Origin of the sequence: Pseudomonas sp. G(2018), from assembly GCF_005502415.1 — a bacterium.
In the GTDB taxonomy this organism is placed as follows: domain Bacteria; phylum Pseudomonadota; class Gammaproteobacteria; order Pseudomonadales; family Pseudomonadaceae; genus Aquipseudomonas.
In genome coordinates this window covers 13,909-30,095 of the sequence record NZ_SCOO01000002.1, presented here as the reverse complement: position 1 = coordinate 30,095, position 16,187 = coordinate 13,909, and the positions used below count along the sequence as shown (strand labels likewise).

At 58.5% G+C, this 16,187-nt stretch carries 18 protein-coding genes and 1 tRNA gene; 13 read left to right on the top strand and 6 right to left on the bottom strand.

What is annotated here, in order from left to right; translation table 11 throughout:
- Nucleotides 1-28 precede the first annotated feature (28 nt).
- The 4 genes from FFS64_RS02250 to FFS64_RS02235 all read right to left on the bottom strand — a co-directional run bounded on the left by FFS64_RS02250 (nt 29) and on the right by FFS64_RS02235 (nt 3,475).
- Nucleotides 29-289 (bottom strand): DUF2164 domain-containing protein, encoded by a 261-nt coding sequence (locus FFS64_RS02250; RefSeq protein ID WP_137804052.1) that lies wholly within the window; start codon nt 287-289, stop codon nt 29-31.
- On the bottom strand, nt 290-928 hold the full coding sequence (hisH, locus tag FFS64_RS02245; RefSeq protein WP_095192308.1) for an imidazole glycerol phosphate synthase subunit HisH: 639 nt from the start codon (nt 926-928) through the stop codon (nt 290-292).
- On the bottom strand, nt 928-1,521 hold the full coding sequence (hisB, locus tag FFS64_RS02240) for an imidazoleglycerol-phosphate dehydratase HisB (RefSeq protein WP_024778052.1): 594 nt from the start codon (nt 1,519-1,521) through the stop codon (nt 928-930). The genes hisH and hisB overlap by 1 nt, the downstream gene beginning before the upstream one ends.
- Before the next feature lie 292 nt (nt 1,522-1,813).
- Nucleotides 1,814-3,475 (bottom strand): OFA family MFS transporter, encoded by a 1,662-nt coding sequence (locus FFS64_RS02235; protein ID WP_137804051.1) that lies wholly within the window; start codon nt 3,473-3,475, stop codon nt 1,814-1,816.
- A gap of 227 nt (nt 3,476-3,702) precedes the next feature.
- Here FFS64_RS02235 and FFS64_RS02230 point away from each other — a divergent pair, with 227 nt between their 5' ends.
- The 5 genes from FFS64_RS02230 (at nt 3,703) to FFS64_RS02210 (ending at nt 7,926) form a co-directional block, all read left to right on the top strand.
- Nucleotides 3,703-4,107 carry an acetyl-CoA sensor PanZ family protein gene (locus FFS64_RS02230; protein WP_137804050.1) on the top strand — a complete coding sequence of 135 codons (405 nt, stop codon included), beginning with the start codon at nt 3,703-3,705 and terminating at the stop codon, nt 4,105-4,107.
- Between the two features lie 78 nt (nt 4,108-4,185).
- Nucleotides 4,186-6,414, top strand: coding sequence for an AsmA family protein (locus tag FFS64_RS02225; protein ID WP_137804049.1), 2,229 nt, complete (start codon nt 4,186-4,188; stop codon nt 6,412-6,414).
- Nucleotides 6,411-7,478, top strand: coding sequence for an A/G-specific adenine glycosylase (gene mutY, locus FFS64_RS02220; RefSeq protein ID WP_137804048.1), 1,068 nt, complete (start codon nt 6,411-6,413; stop codon nt 7,476-7,478). The genes FFS64_RS02225 and mutY overlap by 4 nt, the downstream gene beginning before the upstream one ends.
- Nucleotides 7,475-7,747, top strand: coding sequence for an oxidative damage protection protein (locus FFS64_RS02215; protein ID WP_095192313.1), 273 nt, complete (start codon nt 7,475-7,477; stop codon nt 7,745-7,747). Before mutY ends, FFS64_RS02215 begins: the two co-directional genes overlap by 4 nt.
- Nucleotides 7,748-7,850: 103 nt before the next feature.
- Nucleotides 7,851-7,926, top strand: a tRNA-Phe gene (locus FFS64_RS02210).
- A 144-nt stretch (nt 7,927-8,070) separates the two neighbouring features.
- On the opposite strand, the gene FFS64_RS02205 is transcribed toward FFS64_RS02210, so the two are convergent.
- Nucleotides 8,071-8,520: a carboxypeptidase regulatory-like domain-containing protein gene (locus tag FFS64_RS02205; RefSeq protein WP_137804047.1), complete on the bottom strand. Its 450-nt coding sequence runs from the start codon at nt 8,518-8,520 to the stop codon at nt 8,071-8,073.
- A gap of 261 nt (nt 8,521-8,781) precedes the next feature.
- On the opposite strand from FFS64_RS02205, the gene FFS64_RS02200 reads away from it, so the two are divergent.
- From FFS64_RS02200 to vapC, 6 genes are all read left to right on the top strand, one after another.
- Nucleotides 8,782-9,840: a YhcG family protein gene (locus FFS64_RS02200; RefSeq protein ID WP_137804046.1), complete on the top strand. Its 1,059-nt coding sequence runs from the start codon at nt 8,782-8,784 to the stop codon at nt 9,838-9,840.
- A 67-nt stretch (nt 9,841-9,907) separates the two neighbouring features.
- The gene (locus tag FFS64_RS02195) at nt 9,908-10,882 is read left to right on the top strand and encodes an alpha/beta fold hydrolase (RefSeq protein ID WP_137804045.1); all 975 of its coding nucleotides are present in this window, start codon (nt 9,908-9,910) and stop codon (nt 10,880-10,882) included.
- Nucleotides 10,883-10,918: 36 nt separating this feature from the next.
- Nucleotides 10,919-11,335 carry a hypothetical protein gene (locus FFS64_RS02190; RefSeq protein WP_137804044.1) on the top strand — a complete coding sequence of 139 codons (417 nt, stop codon included), beginning with the start codon at nt 10,919-10,921 and terminating at the stop codon, nt 11,333-11,335.
- A 6-nt stretch (nt 11,336-11,341) separates the two neighbouring features.
- The gene (locus FFS64_RS02185) at nt 11,342-11,794 is read left to right on the top strand and encodes a hypothetical protein (protein ID WP_137804043.1); all 453 of its coding nucleotides are present in this window, start codon (nt 11,342-11,344) and stop codon (nt 11,792-11,794) included.
- A 169-nt stretch (nt 11,795-11,963) separates the two neighbouring features.
- Nucleotides 11,964-12,194, top strand: coding sequence for a type II toxin-antitoxin system VapB family antitoxin (vapB, locus tag FFS64_RS02180; RefSeq protein WP_137804042.1), 231 nt, complete (start codon nt 11,964-11,966; stop codon nt 12,192-12,194).
- A complete protein-coding gene (vapC, locus tag FFS64_RS02175) occupies nt 12,194-12,601 on the top strand; it encodes a tRNA(fMet)-specific endonuclease VapC (protein ID WP_137804041.1) in 408 nt (135 codons plus the stop codon). The genes vapB and vapC overlap by 1 nt, the downstream gene beginning before the upstream one ends.
- A 91-nt stretch (nt 12,602-12,692) precedes the next feature.
- On the opposite strand, the gene gabP is transcribed toward vapC, so the two are convergent.
- Entirely contained in the window at nt 12,693-14,084 is a 1,392-nt protein-coding gene (gene gabP, locus FFS64_RS02170; protein WP_137804040.1) for a GABA permease, read from the bottom strand.
- A 564-nt stretch (nt 14,085-14,648) separates the two neighbouring features.
- On the opposite strand from gabP, the gene FFS64_RS02165 reads away from it, so the two are divergent.
- Nucleotides 14,649-15,422 (top strand): ABC transporter ATP-binding protein, encoded by a 774-nt coding sequence (locus FFS64_RS02165; RefSeq protein WP_137804039.1) that lies wholly within the window; start codon nt 14,649-14,651, stop codon nt 15,420-15,422.
- A 13-nt stretch (nt 15,423-15,435) separates the two neighbouring features.
- Nucleotides 15,436-16,185, top strand: coding sequence for an ABC transporter substrate-binding protein (locus tag FFS64_RS02160; RefSeq protein ID WP_095192337.1), 750 nt, complete (start codon nt 15,436-15,438; stop codon nt 16,183-16,185).
- Nucleotides 16,186-16,187 lie beyond the last annotated feature (2 nt).

Below are 16,187 nucleotides of genomic sequence, written 5' to 3'. Positions count from 1 at the left end.
AAATTGAATGTTCAGCTTGGCTCGGAAATCAGTTTTTCTCGAGCGCCCACAGGTCGCTTTCGATGCTTTCGAACCTCTCCTTGAGGTGCGCCTGCACATCGAAAATCGCCCTGTTGTAATAGTGCGGAGCAATTTCGCGGGTAAACAGCTCAAGAATTTCCGCCGCCTCGAATGAACCCAGGTCCAGTTCGAAGCGATCTTCCATGAACCGCTGAATCTTGTGATTGGCCTCACGCTCCTGTTCCGGCGTGAGGGTCAGGATCGGCGGTTTGGACTTCTTGACAGCCATTTACCAGCGACCGTCCCACGCAGCGAAGTTCTGCAAGAGTTGCAGGCCATGGGTATGGCTTTTCTCCGGGTGGAACTGCACGGCGAAACGCGAGCCGTCGGCCAGCGCTGCGGCGAAATCGACACCGTAATGACCGCCACCCACCACCTGGCGCGCGTTAGCGGCCGCGATGTAGTAGCTGTGCACGAAATAGAAACGCGCCAGGTCCGGAATGTCGTGCCACAGCGGGTGACTCACCTTCTGCTTCACTTCGTTCCAGCCCATGTGCGGGACTTTCAGGTGTTCGCCGTCTTCATGCAGGTCCTTGCCGAAGAATTTCACCGCGCCGGGAAACAGGCCGATGCAGTCGACGCCGTCGTTCTCTTCACTGGTGTCGAGCAAGGCTTGCATGCCGACACAGATGCCGAGGAACGGACGGTCCTGGCTGACTTCACGCACCAGCGAGTCGAAGCCGAGGCGACGAATCTCCGCCATGCAATCGCGAATCGCGCCGACACCGGGGAAAACCACCCGGTCGGCTTCGCGAATCACGCTGGCATCGCTGGTGATCAGCACCTTGCCGGCACCGACGTGTTCGAGGGCCTTGGCCACCGAGTGCAGGTTGCCCATGCCGTAATCGATAACCGCGACTGTCTGCATTACAGAACGCCCTTGGTCGACGGCATCTGACCGGCCATGCGGTCATCGAGCTCTACGGCCATGCGCAGCGCGCGGCCGAAAGCCTTGAACACGGTTTCGATCTGGTGGTGGGTGTTGTGGCCACGCAGGTTGTCGATGTGCAGGGTGACGTTGGCGTGGTTGACGAAGCCCTGGAAGAACTCCTGGAACAGGTCAACGTCGAAACCGCCGACGGTGGCACGGGTATAGGGAACGTGCATCTGCAGGCCAGGACGGCCGGAGAAGTCGATCACTACGCGCGACAGCGCTTCATCGAGCGGCACATAGGCGTGGCCGTAGCGACGGATGCCTTTCTTGTCGCCGATGGCTTGGGTGAATGCCTGACCCAGGGTGATACCGACGTCTTCCACCGTGTGGTGGTCATCGATATGCAGGTCGCCTTTGCTGACGATATCCAGGTCGATCAGCCCGTGACGGGCGATCTGGTCGAGCATGTGCTCAAGAAAAGGCACACCGATATCAAATCGGGCCTTTCCGGTGCCATCCAGGTTGATCGAGGCTTTGATCTGGGTTTCCAGAGTGTCGCGCTCGACTGACGCCTTACGTTCGGCCATCACCAGCTCCGCAAAATCATTGGGCGAAAAAGGCAACCATTATAGGGGCGCGGGCGCCAAACAGAAACACGGGAGGTGATATCGCTGACGGATAGAATCCCCGGCCGTCGGGGATAGACATGTCCATACAAGCCATTTGCATGGAACACAAAACAAATGTGGGAGCGAGCCTGCTCGCGAAAGGGACTGCACATTCAACATCTCTGTCGACTGTCAGACCGCATTCGCGAGCAGGCTCGCTCCCACAGGGTTTGGTGTTGGCCTGAAGATACCAGGCCAGACCCTCAGCTTCTTAGTGGAACAGAACCGCCGTTTTCTGCAGGGTCACCCAGACACCCCACGCCAACGGAAGACCGACCACCAGCCAGGCTGCCACTGCCAGCGGCTTGGTGCCCGCGGCCGCTTTCCACTCCAGTGAGGTGCTGCTATCAGTACCTTTGTCGTGGCCCAGCGCCTGTTCGGCGGCCAGCTCGGCATCGGTCATGAAGTACTTGTCGGCCACCGGGCGCACCAGCAGGTTGCAGATGAAACCCAGCACCAGCAGGCCCGCCAGGATGTACAAGGTGATGTCGTAAGCCGCGGCACGTTCAACGCCGATGCTCAGCTGATACTCACGCAGGTAGTTCACCAGCACCGGACCCAAGACGCCCGCCGCCGCCCACGCCGTCAACAGACGACCATGGATCGCGCCGACCATTTGCGTACCGAACAGATCCGCCAGGTAAGCCGGAACGGTGGCAAAACCACCGCCGTACATCGACAGAATGACGCAGAACGCCGCCACGAACAGCGCAACGCTGCCCAGATGACCGAGGTTCGGAATCAGCGCATACAGGGCAAAGCCCAGGGCGAAGAACACGAAGTAGGTGTTTTTACGGCCCAGGTAGTCCGAGAACGATGCCCAGAAGAACCGGCCACCAATATTGAACAGACTCAGCAAACCGGTGAAGCCGGCAGCAATGGCGGCGATCGAGGCCAGTTGCGAAGCGTCCAGTTGACCAAACGCCAGATCGTTACCCAGCAACTTGCCACCGAAGACTTCCTGCAACAGCGGCGAAGCCATGCCGAGGATGCCGATACCAGCCGATACGTTCAGGCACAGCACCAGCCATACCAGGCGGAATTGCGGAGTTTTCCAAGCAACGCTCACGTGCACGTGACGGTTGGTGATCATCGCATTGGAGGCTTTTTTCGCCGGAGCGGTCCAGCCTTCAGGCTTCCAGCCGGTTGGCGGAACGCGGTAGGACAAGGCACCACCGATCATGAACACAAAGTAGATCGCAGCCATTGCCACGAAGCTCTGCCAAACCCCAACGCCTTCCGGCGAACCGAAGTGGCTCATCAAAGCCGTCGCCAGGGGTGCACCGACCATCGCACCACCGCCGAAGCCCATGATCGCCATGCCGGTTGCCATACCGCGCTTGTCCGGGAACCACTTGATCAGGGTCGACACCGGCGAGATGTAACCCAGGCCCAGGCCGATACCACCGATTACCCCGGAGCCGATCCACATCAGCCAGATCTGGTGGGTATAGATCCCCAGCGCAGAAATCAGCAGACCGCCACACCAGCACAGTGCCGATACGACACCAGCCTTACGCGGCCCGGCATGTTCCAGCCAGCCGCCCCAGATGGCTGCAGAGCAACCCAGGAAGATGAAGAACAAGGTGTAGATCCAGCCGAGCATCGAGATCGGCCAGTCGCATTGCGAAGAAAAGACTTGAGCGATGAAGCTCATGTCCGGCGCGCAAGCTACCGCTTTGGTGATGCCCAAGGCCTTGGACAGTGGCAGCCAGAACACCGAGAAGCCGTAGGCCATGCCGATGCAAAGGTGGATGGCCAGCGCGGCCGGTGGCACCAGCCAACGGTTGAACCCGGGCTTGGCGATGATGCGTTCCTTGGACAGGAACGAGGGCTGGTCGGCATAGCCGTCCGCCGCGATACTCGTGGTCATTGTGTATCCCCCAATTATTAGTATGGTTCGCCAGCCACTCTTCACCCCCAGCCTTGTTGCACGCAGGCATGACTGTCTTTTTCAGGGCAAAGCTCCGTTTTGGTGCGACATCAGGTCGCAGAAGGACCGACGAACGGGCGAAGGTTACCATTTGCACGTGACAGAAAAACCAAACTGATATCACCTTTTTCAATGTTGTCTGTTCTCGTACCTCAGAAGGATTGTCCATGCCCATCGTTGTCGAGTCGCTGAACGAAGCCACCTGCCAGGATCAGCAAGATCTGCAGAAAATCTACCGTGACGCTCCACAGTGGCTGTTCGCGCCATTTACAGGGGATGCACAGCTGATTGAGGCCTGCCTGCAGGAAGGCTCGATGATCGCGGGGCGCTTCAACGATCGACTGTTGGGCGCGGCACGCCTGCAACGGCACCCGGACGTCTGGCATTTGTCTCAATTGTGTGTACGAAAAGTCACCCGTCGCCGTGGCGTCGCGGAGCGACTGGTGCGTGAAGCACAGGCCATGGCCGCGCAATCCGGCGCCACCCTGCGCTTGCTGGCACCTGCCGGGCACCTGGAAGCCCAGACATTGGCAGACAAGTTGAACGTGCCGCTGGATGCCACGCCAAAGTGATCGATGACCGGTCAAACGTTTCGGGGCGCTATACTCCTCGGCTAAATTTCGAATTCGACTAACTACAAGGACTCGCCCATGAAAGCGTTCGGCAAAATCCTGGGTCTGGTACTTCTCGGGTTACTGCTGATCATTGTGGCGCTGGGCTTTGCCCTGACCCACCTCTTCGATCCCAATGACTACAAGGAAGAGATCCGCCAGATTGCCCGCGACAAGGCCCACATCGAGCTGACGCTCAATGGCGATATCGGCTGGAGCCTGTTCCCGTGGCTGGGCCTGGAATTGCACGACGCCGCTGTGGCGACCCTGGCCAAACCCGCCGAACCCTTCGCTGATTTGCAGATGCTTGGTCTGTCGGTCCGCGTGCTGCCGCTGCTGCGCCGGGAAGTGCAGATGAGCGATGTGCGCGTCGAAGGCTTGAACCTGCGCCTGAGCCGCGACAAGGATGGCCACGGCAACTGGGAAGACATCGGCAAGGTCCCGGCCACTTCGAACACCGCCGGCACCCCTCCCGCCACCACCAGCGAGCCTGAACCGCAAACCACCGCTCAAGCAGAGAAACCGGCTCAGCCCGTCCGCCTGGACATCGACAGCCTGACGGTCAACAACGCCCGCGTCGAATACCGTGACGAGAAAACCGGCCGCCAATTCAGCGCGGAAAGCATCCAGCTGAGTACTGGCCCGGTGCATGACTCGACCAACATTCCGGTCAAGCTCACCGCGTTCCTGGGTACCAACCAACCGGTTCTGCGGGTCCGTACCGAGCTCAACGGCGAACTGCGTTTTGAGCGTGCGTTGCAGCGCTACAAGTTCGAAGACATGAAACTGTCCGGTGAAGTCGCCGGCGATCCGTTGCAAGGCAAGACCATGACGTTCGCCGCCCAGGGCCAGTTGCTGCTGGACAAGGCCGCCAATGTCGCTGAATGGACCGGCATCAAGATTTCCGCCAACCAACTGCGCGCACTGGGTGAACTGAAGGTCAATGACCTGGACAAGACGCCGCAGGTCAGTGGCGGCCTGTCGATTGCCCAGTTCGATCTGGCAAAGTTCGTCGACAGCATCGGCCAGAAACTCCCGGCGATGGCCGAAGGCAGCCTGAGCAAAGTCGAACTGGTGAGCCGTCTGGCAGGCACGCCCACCAGCATCGTACTGGATGACATCAACCTGAAAGTCGACGACAGCACCTTCAGCGGGCGCATTGCCGTCGAGGACTTCGCCAAACAATCGCTACGCGCCACCCTCAAGGCCGACACCTTCAACGTCGACCGTTACCTGCCGCCGAAGTCGGCCGAGGCCAGCAGCGTGAAACAGGTGCGCCAGGCCGAAGTCGCCAGCACCGAAGCCGATGCCATGGCGGGCGCCGGCAGCACCCCGCTGCCGCCGGCACCGACCAAAGAGGCGTGGAGCAATGAACGCCTGTTGCCGGTGGAACGCCTGAGCAAACTGGATGTGGACGCCGACCTGACTTTCGGCCAACTGACCCTGGAAAAACTGCCAATCCACAACGCTGTACTCAAGGCCAACGGCCAGGGTGGACTGCTGACGCTGGCAAACCTGCGCGGGGACTTGTACGAAGGCAACTTCGAAGCCAAAGGCACGCTCGATGTGCGCCAGCAAACTCCCGTACTGAATTTGCAGACGCAAATCAGCCGGGTGCCGGCGGAAAAAATCCTCGAAAGCCAGGGCAAAAATCCACCGGTCAAAGGCTTGGTCACATTCAACAGCAATGTGACCGGCAGCGGTAACAGTCAGAAAGCACTGATCGAAACCCTCAATGGCAACGCCAGTTTCGTCATCAACGATGGCGTGCTGCTCAACGCCAACCTCGAACAACAGCTGTGCAAAGGCATCGCCACGCTCAACCGCAAATCCCTCAATGGCGAGCCGCGGGGCAAGGACACGCCCTTCCAGGAACTCAAGGGCAACCTGAATTTGCGTAACGGCGTGGCCAGCAACCCGGACCTGAAAGTGCGCATCCCGGGCATGACCGTCAATGGCAACGGTGATGTCGATTTGCGGGTACTGGGCATGGACTACCGCGTGGGCATCATCGTCGAAGGCGACAAGAGCGACATGCCGGACCCGGCTTGCCAGGTGGGCGAGAAATTCGTCGGCATCGAATGGCCGCTACGCTGCCGTGGCCCGCTGGAACTGGGCGCCAAGGCCTGCCGACTGGATAACGAGCGCATGGGTCAGGTCGCGAGCAAACTGGCTGGCGAGCGGATCAGCGAAAAAATCGACGAAAAGCTTGGCGACAAAGTCAGCCCGGAACTCAAAGACGCACTCAAGGGGCTGTTCAAGCGATGAGAGCCGAGCAGTTTTCAATGGCGGTGCTGGATTGGTACGACCGCCACGGCCGCCATGATTTGCCGTGGCAACAGGACATCAACCCCTATCGGGTGTGGGTCTCGGAAATCATGTTGCAGCAAACCCAGGTCAGCACGGTGCTGAACTATTTCGACCGTTTCATGGCTTCACTGCCGACGGTCGAAGCCCTGGCCGCCGCACCGGAGGACGAAGTGCTGCACCTGTGGACGGGCCTGGGTTACTACACCCGCGCGCGCAATCTGCAGAAAACCGCGAAGATCGTCGTCGAGCAATACGGCGGCGAATTTCCCCGGGACGTGGAAAAACTCACCGATTTGCCGGGCATCGGCCTGTCCACCGCCGGGGCCATTGCCAGTATCAGCATGGGCCTGCGTGCACCGATCCTCGACGGCAACGTCAAACGGGTCCTGGCGCGCTTTACCGCGCAAGAGGGCTACCCCGGCGAGCCGAAGGTCGCCAAACAGCTGTGGGCGAACGCTGAGCGCTTTACGCCACATGATCGGGTCAACGCCTACACCCAGGCGATGATGGATCTTGGCGCGACGCTCTGCACCCGCAGCAAACCGAGCTGTCTGCTCTGCCCACTGGAAAAGGGCTGCGAAGCGCACATGCTGGGTCTGGAAACCCGTTATCCGATCCCCAAGCCGCGCAAAACCATCCCCCAGAAACGCACGCTGATGCCGATGCTTGCCAACGGTGAGGGCGCGATCCTGCTTTACCGCCGCCCTTCCACAGGCCTGTGGGGCGGTCTCTGGAGCTTGCCGGAACTCGACGACCTCGATGACCTGCAGCATCTGGCTTCGCAGCATTCGCTGGAACTGGGCGTCCAGCAGGCATTGCCGAGCCTGGTGCACACCTTCAGCCATTTTCAGTTGTCCATCGAACCCTGGCTGGTTCAGGTCCAGGAGGCAGGCCATCACGTGGCCGAGGCCGACTGGCTCTGGTATAACCTCGCCACCCCGCCGCGCCTGGGCCTCGCCGCCCCGGTCAAAACCTTGCTCGAACGCGCGGCCGTCGTATTGAACGCAGGAGAGTCGTCATGACCCGCACCATCATGTGCCGCAAGTACAAAGAAGAATTGCCTGCCCTGGAGCGTGCACCGTTCCCGGGTGCCAAAGGCCAGGACATTTTTGACCACGTCTCGGCCAAGGCCTGGGCCGATTGGCAAAAGCACCAGACCCTGCTGATCAATGAAAAGCGCCTGAACATGATGAACGCCGAAGATCGCAAATATCTTCAGGGCGAGATGGACAAGTTCTTCTCCGGCGAGGATTACGCCAAGGCTGAAGGCTACGTGCCGCCCGCTGAGTAACCCTGTGAAATCGGGGGTCGGATCGTAAGCGACGGTAATAATTAAATTTTTTTTGAAAACTTGCTTGACGACCCCCTGAAAAACCCGTTTAATGCGCCCCGTTGCCCAGATAGCTCAGTCGGTAGAGCAGGGGATTGAAAATCCCCGTGTCGGCGGTTCGATTCCGTCTCTGGGCACCAAATACCGAAAACCCTGAATCGAAAGATTCAGGGTTTTTTTATGCCTGCAGTTTGATGTTCGCCAAATCCGGTCCTGCCTGTTGCGCAGAAAAAACCCGCCATCACTTGAACAGTGATCGCGGGTTTTGTCGTTTCAGGGAATGGTTACTCAGCGTCATTCCAGTGGAACACAAGATTGCGGGCACCGCCGGTACCCACATCCGCTGTGTCACGCCGCTCTACCCCATTACGCGTCGCGACCACGGTGTATTTGCCGGGAGGCAACTGGGCATAAACCAGTGGTCCGGCCTCGCTGAGCGCCAGCACCGTTTGCCCCGGTGCTTTCTGTATGACCAGATTCACATCGGGCACGTATTTGTTCTCCGGCCCGATAGAGAAGGTCATGTGCAGGTTGTAGCCCGTGGTTTGCTGGATAGCTCTCGACTCATCCTCGCCGATACCTCCGGACAAGTAGGCAATCCCGTTCTGCTCCTGCCGCTGAACCTGCACGCCCGTGCTGTCGATCGGTTCAAGACTGGCGGCTAGCGAGATGGCGGGAAACATCAAAACGCCGACCGTGGCGAGGGGGAACATCAGTGAATGTAAACGCTTCATGATGACGACTCCCGGGCTCCACAGAACCCAATCGTTACTTAATTGGGATTTCGGGCCGAGCAGTCGGGTTTTAGATCGATTTGTACTTGGGTCAACTACGAAACGTACTACGTGATTTGTTCTTGATGCCTTATCCGCTGTCAGGCTGGTCCTGCCGACAAGTCCGGCATTTCCTTCCTGTATCTCGGCCACACCCTGCATCCTCGGCCAACACTCTTTTGCCATCCTCTTGTGCCTGTCCAGCCAACCGCGGAAGACCAAATGAGCGCTCTAAGACCCGATGACACACACGATCCACAAATAGATTCATTACTTGGCAATCTGGGCGAGTTGATCCGCCAGGCGCGCCTGAAGGTGCAGCGAACGGTCGATGCTACTCAGGTACAAACCTATTGGCAGATCGGGCGACACATAGTGGAGTTTGAACAGGAGGGTTCCAGGCGCGCGGGTTACGGCAAACAGTTGCTGGTAAAGCTTGCCAAGGTGCTGACAGTGGAGTTTGGCAAAGGCTTTGACGAGACCAATTTGCGGAAAATGAGACTGTTCTATCAGGCGTTTCCAATTCGAGACGCACTGCGTCTCGAATTGAGCTGGACGCACTACCGCAGGCTTCTGCGAGTGGACAGTGAAAAGGCACGCAAGTGGTACATGGACGAAGCCGCGAACCAGAACTGGTCAAGCCGCAGCCTGGAACGCCAGATCAACACTCTCTATTACGAACGCCTACTGATGAGTCGCGACAAATCTCCCGTCATGGAAGAAGCCGCCACCAACATTCATGCAATGAACAACGGTCCTCGGAATTTCATCCGGGATCCTGTGATGCTGGAGTTTCTTGGCCTGCCCAATACCGGAGTCGTTTTGGAAACTAGACTCGAACAAGCGCTCATAGAGCAGCTTCAGGGATTCCTGCTTGAACTGGGAAAGGGGTTCGCTTTCATTGCACGCCAGCAGCGTATCAGTACTGAAGGTAGAGACTTCTACATCGACCTGGTGTTCTACAACTATTTGCTCAATTGCTTTGTGATCTTCGACCTCAAGCGCGGTGAATTGACCCATCAGGATGTGGGCCAAATGGACATGTATGTGCGTATGTACGACGACCTCAAACGTAGAGAAACTGACGGCCCCACTGTCGGCATCATTCTTTGCGCGCAGAAAAACGATTCTGTGGTGCGCTACTCGGTACTACAGGGTCATGAACAACTCTTCGCCAGCAAGTACAAGCTGGTATTGCCGAGTGAAGACGAACTGCGGGCGGAACTGGATCGAGAACAGGCAGTGATTGAGGAGCGGCTGCTGAACCAGATGCCTGAGTAGAACGGACAGATTGTTCATCCGCAGCACGAAGACTATCGTGGGTAACCACCGCAAAGGTCCAACGCCGATGAGTTTGCAGGAAATGTCATCACTGGCCCCTACACAAATCGAGCTGCAACTGACATCTGACGTATCGGGCGAACCCTTCAAGCAACCCGCCGCCGACGGCTTCATCCTCGGTGGTTTTACCTGGCGACACGCTGTCCGAGACACCTCGCGCCCGGTCGTTATCATCAACGCCGCCACTTCGGTCCGCTGCCGACACTATTCGCGCTTCGCCGACTACCTGTTCGCCAACGACTTCGATGTAATCACCTACGATTACCGCGGCATCGGCGAATCACGTCCGGCATCGCTTAAAGGGCTTCAGGCCTCATGGACCGATTGGGGCGCGCTGGACTTCGAGGCGATGCTGCAGCGTGCGCAACGCGACTTCCCGGGCCAGCCCATCAATGTAGTCGGTCATAGCTTTGGCGGCTGCGCAGCGGGGCTGGGAGCCTCCGGGCAAATGATCCGTCGTCTGGTGACAGTCGGCGCGCAGTTCGCCTACTGGCGCGATTACGCGCCGGCCCATCGCTGGCGGATGTTCGCCAAATGGCATGTGGTGATGCCGATAGTGACGATGATTTGCGGTTACTTTCCCGGCAAGCGCCTCGGCTGGCTTGAAGACACGCCTGCGGGCGTGGTTCGTGACTGGAGTACGCCCACTGCACACTATGAAACACGCCCCAGCGGCCGCGTAAGCCACGCAACCACCGGTCTCCTGCCCTTCGCCGCGGTCAACGCAAAAGTCCTGGCGATCAGCATCAGCGACGATCCCTACGGCACCATCCCGGCCATCGAACGCCTGCTCGGCTACTTCACAAGCAGCACCAACACCCACCTGCGCATCGCTCCCGAAGACATCGGCGAAGCAGAAGTCGGACATTTCGCCTTTTTTCGCAGCGCATACCAAGCCACACTATGGCCCATTGCATTGTCCTGGCTGCAAAACGGCGAACTGGCCCCCGACACACCCGGGCGGACAGTGCCACGCAGCTGAGCCACTGCCCTCTCAACGAATTACGGAACGACGCCCATGGCCTCCGCCAACAAGCAGCAAAAACGCGCCTCCCGCGCCAAGGCCAAGGCCAAGCAAAACCGCACCCAACGCGCCGCCGCGCCGGTCGAACTGGACCCGAACGACGATCGCATCGATTTCGAATCGGTGGACCTGACCGAACTGTTCAAGAAAATGATCGACGCGCAAAAAGTCAGCCAGCAGGCCATGTGCGTAGCCTTCCTGGAAGACCCGCTGCTGGAGCTGGTGTACGAGCAGGAGGGCGAAGAAGGCGCGATGGACTTCATCCTCGCGGCGTTGATCGAATACCGTCAATGGTCCGCCGAAACCGACGAAGCCGGCGCCCTGGCGTGGATCGAATCCCCAGCCTTCCAGGCTGACTACGTGGCAGCGTCCGACGCTATCGCAGCCCAAACCCAACAGAAACCGAACTGAGTTCCCATGGCCTCCCTGAACAAGCAACAGAAACGCGCCAAACGCGCCAAGCTCAAAGCCAGGCAAATCAATATCCACGGCAGAAAACCTGCCGCGCTGGACGATGACCTGGGTGAAATCGGCGAGCCAATCCCGGAATACACCCTGGCGATGTTCAGCAAAATGCGCGATGCGGAAGCTGTCAGTCGCAGCGAAATGCTCGCCGTGCTGCTGACGAACCTCGCCTTTATCATCATCGACCATCCAGAACTGCTGGACATGGAAAACGCCGACGACGAAGGCATGGCCGCCACCCACCTGGCCGCCGACATGCTGATCGACTACCGCATGTGGGCTGACGGCATGGACCGCGACGCCGCCCATGCATGGCTGACCGACCCACAGTTCATTGCTGACTTCGGCGACGCACTGGACGTCTACCGGCAGTCGGTGGATGTGCCCGAAGAAAAAGCCGAATAAGGTTTTCGACTCAAACAAAAACGGCCGCTTGTCATCACTGACAGCGGCCGTTTTTTTCAGATGCAAGGCTTCTAGCCCTTCGTCAGGGGCAACGTATATCCCATTGACATATCCCATTTGAAAACTATGCTTGGTCCACATGGCGCCACTAAAAGCGCAGGAGATTCAAATGGAACAAACCACTCTTTTCATGAGCAATCGAAGCCAGGCTGTTCGCTTGCCCAAAGCCGTTGCAATGCCGAGCGACGTAAAACGCGTCGATGTGATCGCCGTTGGCAGGGCACGCATCATTACCCCCGCTGGAGAAACCTGGGACAGCTGGTTTGATGGCGAAAGCGTTAGCGCAGACTTCATGACCGATCGCGAGCAACCCGCCGATCAGGAGCGCGAATCGTTTTGATGATCAAGTACATGCTCGATACCAATATCTGCATCTTCACCATCAAGAACAAACCACAGATAGTGCGCGAAGCATTCAATCGCCGTCACGACCAGTTGTGCATCAGCGCAGTCACTTTGATGGAATTAATTTACGGAGCGGAAAAATCAGCAACCCCGGAGAAGAACCTGGCAGTCATCGAGGGGTTCGTTGCTCGTCTTGAGGTCTTACCCTTCGACAATGAAGCTGCCGCGCATTCCGGAATGATTAAGTCTGAACTGGCAAGAAATGGAACACCCATCGGCCCCTTTGACCAGATGATCGCCGGACATGCACGCTCAAGGGGATTTATCGTGGTTACAAATAACACAAGGGAATTTGAACGAGTATCGGGGTTACGCATGGAAGACTGGGTTAACCCCAGCTGAACCAAACCATCACCCGCAAACAAAAACGGCCGCTTGTCATCACTGACAGCGGCCGTTTTTTATTTCAACAATCTCGATTGAGCCAGAAGACTCAGCGCGCGACTGCCGCCACGCCGCGCTCGATGCGACGACGGCGAGCAACCAGCAAGCCGGCAGCCACCACCAGAGCGCTGAGCAGGCCGGTCGCAAGGATTTCCACGCGATGGGCATCCTGGAACAGCATGATGGTCAGGGCCGCGACGATGAATACGATCACCGCATAGGTCAGGCCCGGGAACAGCCACATACTGAAGACGATTTTCTCGCCGCGAGCCATGCGCTGTTTGCGCATGCGCAGTTGCGAGATCGCAATCACCAGGTACACCAGCAGTGCGATGGCACCGGAGCTGGCCAGCAGGAACTCGAACACAGCAGCCGGGGCCACGTAGTTGGCGAAGGTTGCCAGGAACGCTGCGCCAGTGGACAGCATGACCGCCCAGTACGGGGTGCCGCTCTTGTTGGTGCGGGTGGACACGGCCGGTGCATCTCCGCGCTTGCCCAGGGAGAACAACATGCGCGACGACGTGTAGAGCGCCGAGTTCAGGCAGCTGGTCACGGCGACCAGTACCACAATGTCGACGATCATCTTGGCATTCGGGATGCCCATGCGTTCAAGCACAGTCTGGTAGGAACCGACGCTGGCCAGTACCGGATCGTTCCATGGCACCAGGGCCACGACGATGAAGATCGATACGAGGTAGAACAAGCCGATCCGCCAGATCACCGAGTTGGTGGCCTTGGAGATTTGCTTGCCAGGGTTCTTCGATTCCGCGGCCGCGATGGTCACGATCTCGGTGCCCATGAAGGAAAACATGGTGGTCAGGATGGCACCCAGTACCGCGCCCATGCCGTTTGGCAGGAAGCCTTGGGTGTCAAACAGGTGCGAAACGCCGCTGACCTGGCTGGTCGGCAGGAAGCCGAAGATCGCCAGAACGCCCAGGACGATGAAACCAATGATCGCCACCACCTTGAGCAGGGCGAACCAGAACTCGAACTCACCGTAGTTCTTCACACTGAACAGGTTGGTCACGGTCAGTAGCATGGTGATGACCAGGGCAAAGGCCCAGATATCCACACTCGGGAACCAGGCGTGCAGGATGGTTGCGGCGGCGTTGGCCTCCAGCGGGATGACGAGCACCCAGAACCACCAGTACAGCCAGCCAATGGTGAAGCCGGCCCAGTGACCGATTGCGCGATCGGCGTAGGTGGAGAAGGAGCCGGTGTCAGGCGAGGCAATCGCCATTTCACCCAGCATGCGCATCACCAACACCACCAGCATACCGGCGGCGGCGTAGGCCAACAGCACAGCCGGGCCTGCTGCAGCGATGGCGTGGCCCGAGCCGACGAACAGGCCGGCGCCGATAACCCCGGCGATCGACAGCATGGTCACATGACGCGGTTTAAGCCCCTGTTCGAGGCCGTTAGAGCTTTGGGTACTGCTCATTGAAACTACCTTTGTAAGGAAAAGCGAATGCATGCATCCCGTTTGAATTTCCCTTCTGTAAAAAGAAACCAACGGGGCGTTCCGGAATCTGCACGCAATAATTGCGCCAAAATGTTTCAAAACCCTCTACCCCGGCGATCTCGCCCTGACCGGACAGTCATCGCAACTCATTGATAATACTGGCACTTTGCCAAAGCGTTACCCTGCGACTCACTTGATGAACGAAACCGCGCACCGGAAACACACCCCGCAATCCCTCAACGCACAATAAAAGTGCGGATCGGCAACCTTTGGCCTGTTAGCGCTTCCAACCCCCCGCCAAAGCTGGCAACATCGCGCCCTTTTTTACGCGACAGCCACCGCGCTTTTACCTGCAAGCAGGGTTCAAACGGCTGTTCGGTTGTTGATGGGGCGACAGTCTGCTGCGCCGATGCGACAACCTGTCACATGCCACCCGCTTACTGCCCGTAGCGCTGTTGGCTGCCTTTGAAACGCTATGCTAGCTTGGCCGCCTCGCCAGGAAGGCCACCAACAGCAGGAGCGAATACACAATGAGGAACGCACATGGCTGAGGCCACGCCCGCGCTTGAAATCCGCAACTTGCACAAACGCTACGGCTCGCTGGAGGTGCTTAAAGGCATCTCGCTGACCGCCCGCGACGGCGACGTGATCTCGATCCTGGGTTCCTCCGGCTCCGGCAAGTCCACGTTCCTGCGTTGCATCAACCTGCTGGAAAACCCGCACCAGGGCCAGATCCTGGTGGCCGGCGAAGAACTCAAGCTCAAGGCCGCGAAGAACGGCGAACTGGTCGCTGCCGATGGCAAGCAGATCAACCGCCTGCGCAGCGAAATTGGTTTTGTGTTTCAAAACTTTAATCTTTGGCCGCACATGAGCGTACTCGACAACATCATCGAAGCCCCGCGCCGCGTACTCGGCCAGAGCAAAGCTGAAGCCATCGATGTAGCCGAAGCCCTGCTGGCCAAAGTCGGCATCGCCGACAAGCGCCACGCCTACCCGGCGCAACTGTCCGGCGGGCAGCAACAACGCGCAGCCATCGCCCGCACCCTGGCCATGCAGCCCAAGGTCATCCTGTTCGATGAGCCGACCTCCGCGCTTGACCCGGAAATGGTCCAGGAAGTACTTAATGTCATCCGCGCACTGGCCGAAGAAGGCCGCACCATGCTGCTGGTTACCCATGAAATGGGCTTTGCCCGCCAGGTCTCCAGCGAAGTGGTGTTCCTCCACCAGGGCCTGGTAGAAGAGCAAGGATCGCCACAGCAGGTGTTTGAAAACCCACTTTCGGCGCGCTGCAAACAATTCATGTCCAGCAACCGCTAACGGAGCTACCCGCATGCAGAACTACAAAAAGGTCTTCCTGGCTGCCGCCGTCACCCTGGCCTTCAGCGCCGGTGCCATGGCTGAGAACCTGAAGATGGGCATCGAAGCGGCCTACCCGCCGTTCAACAACAAAGATGCCAGCGGCAACGTCGTTGGCTTCGACAAGGAAATCGGCGACGCCCTGTGCGCCAAGATGAAAGTCGAGTGCACCGTGGTCACCTCCGACTGGGACGGCATCATCCCGGCCCTGAACGCCAAGAAATTCGATTTCCTGATCTCGTCGATGTCGATCACCGACGAGCGCAAGCAAGCGGTGGACTTCACCGAACCGTACTACTCCAACAAGCTGCAGTTCATCGCCCCGAAAAACGTCGATTTCAAGACCGACAAGGCTTCGCTGAAAGGCAAGATTATCGGTGCCCAACGAGCGACCCTGGCCGGCACTTGGCTGGAAGACAACATTGGCGATGACATCACCATCAAACTCTACGACACCCAGGAAAACGCCTACCTCGACCTGACTTCCGGTCGTCTGGACGGCATCCTGGCCGACAAATACGTCAACTACGAGTGGCTGAAAAGCGACGCCGGCAAGTCCTACGAATTCAAGGGCGACCCGGTGGAAGAAAGCGACAAGATCGGTATCGCTGTACGTAAAAACGACCCGATCCGCGACAAGCTGAACACCGCGCTGAAAGAAATCGTCGCTGACGGCACCTACAAGAAGATCAACGACAAGTACTTCCCGTTCAGCATCTATTGATA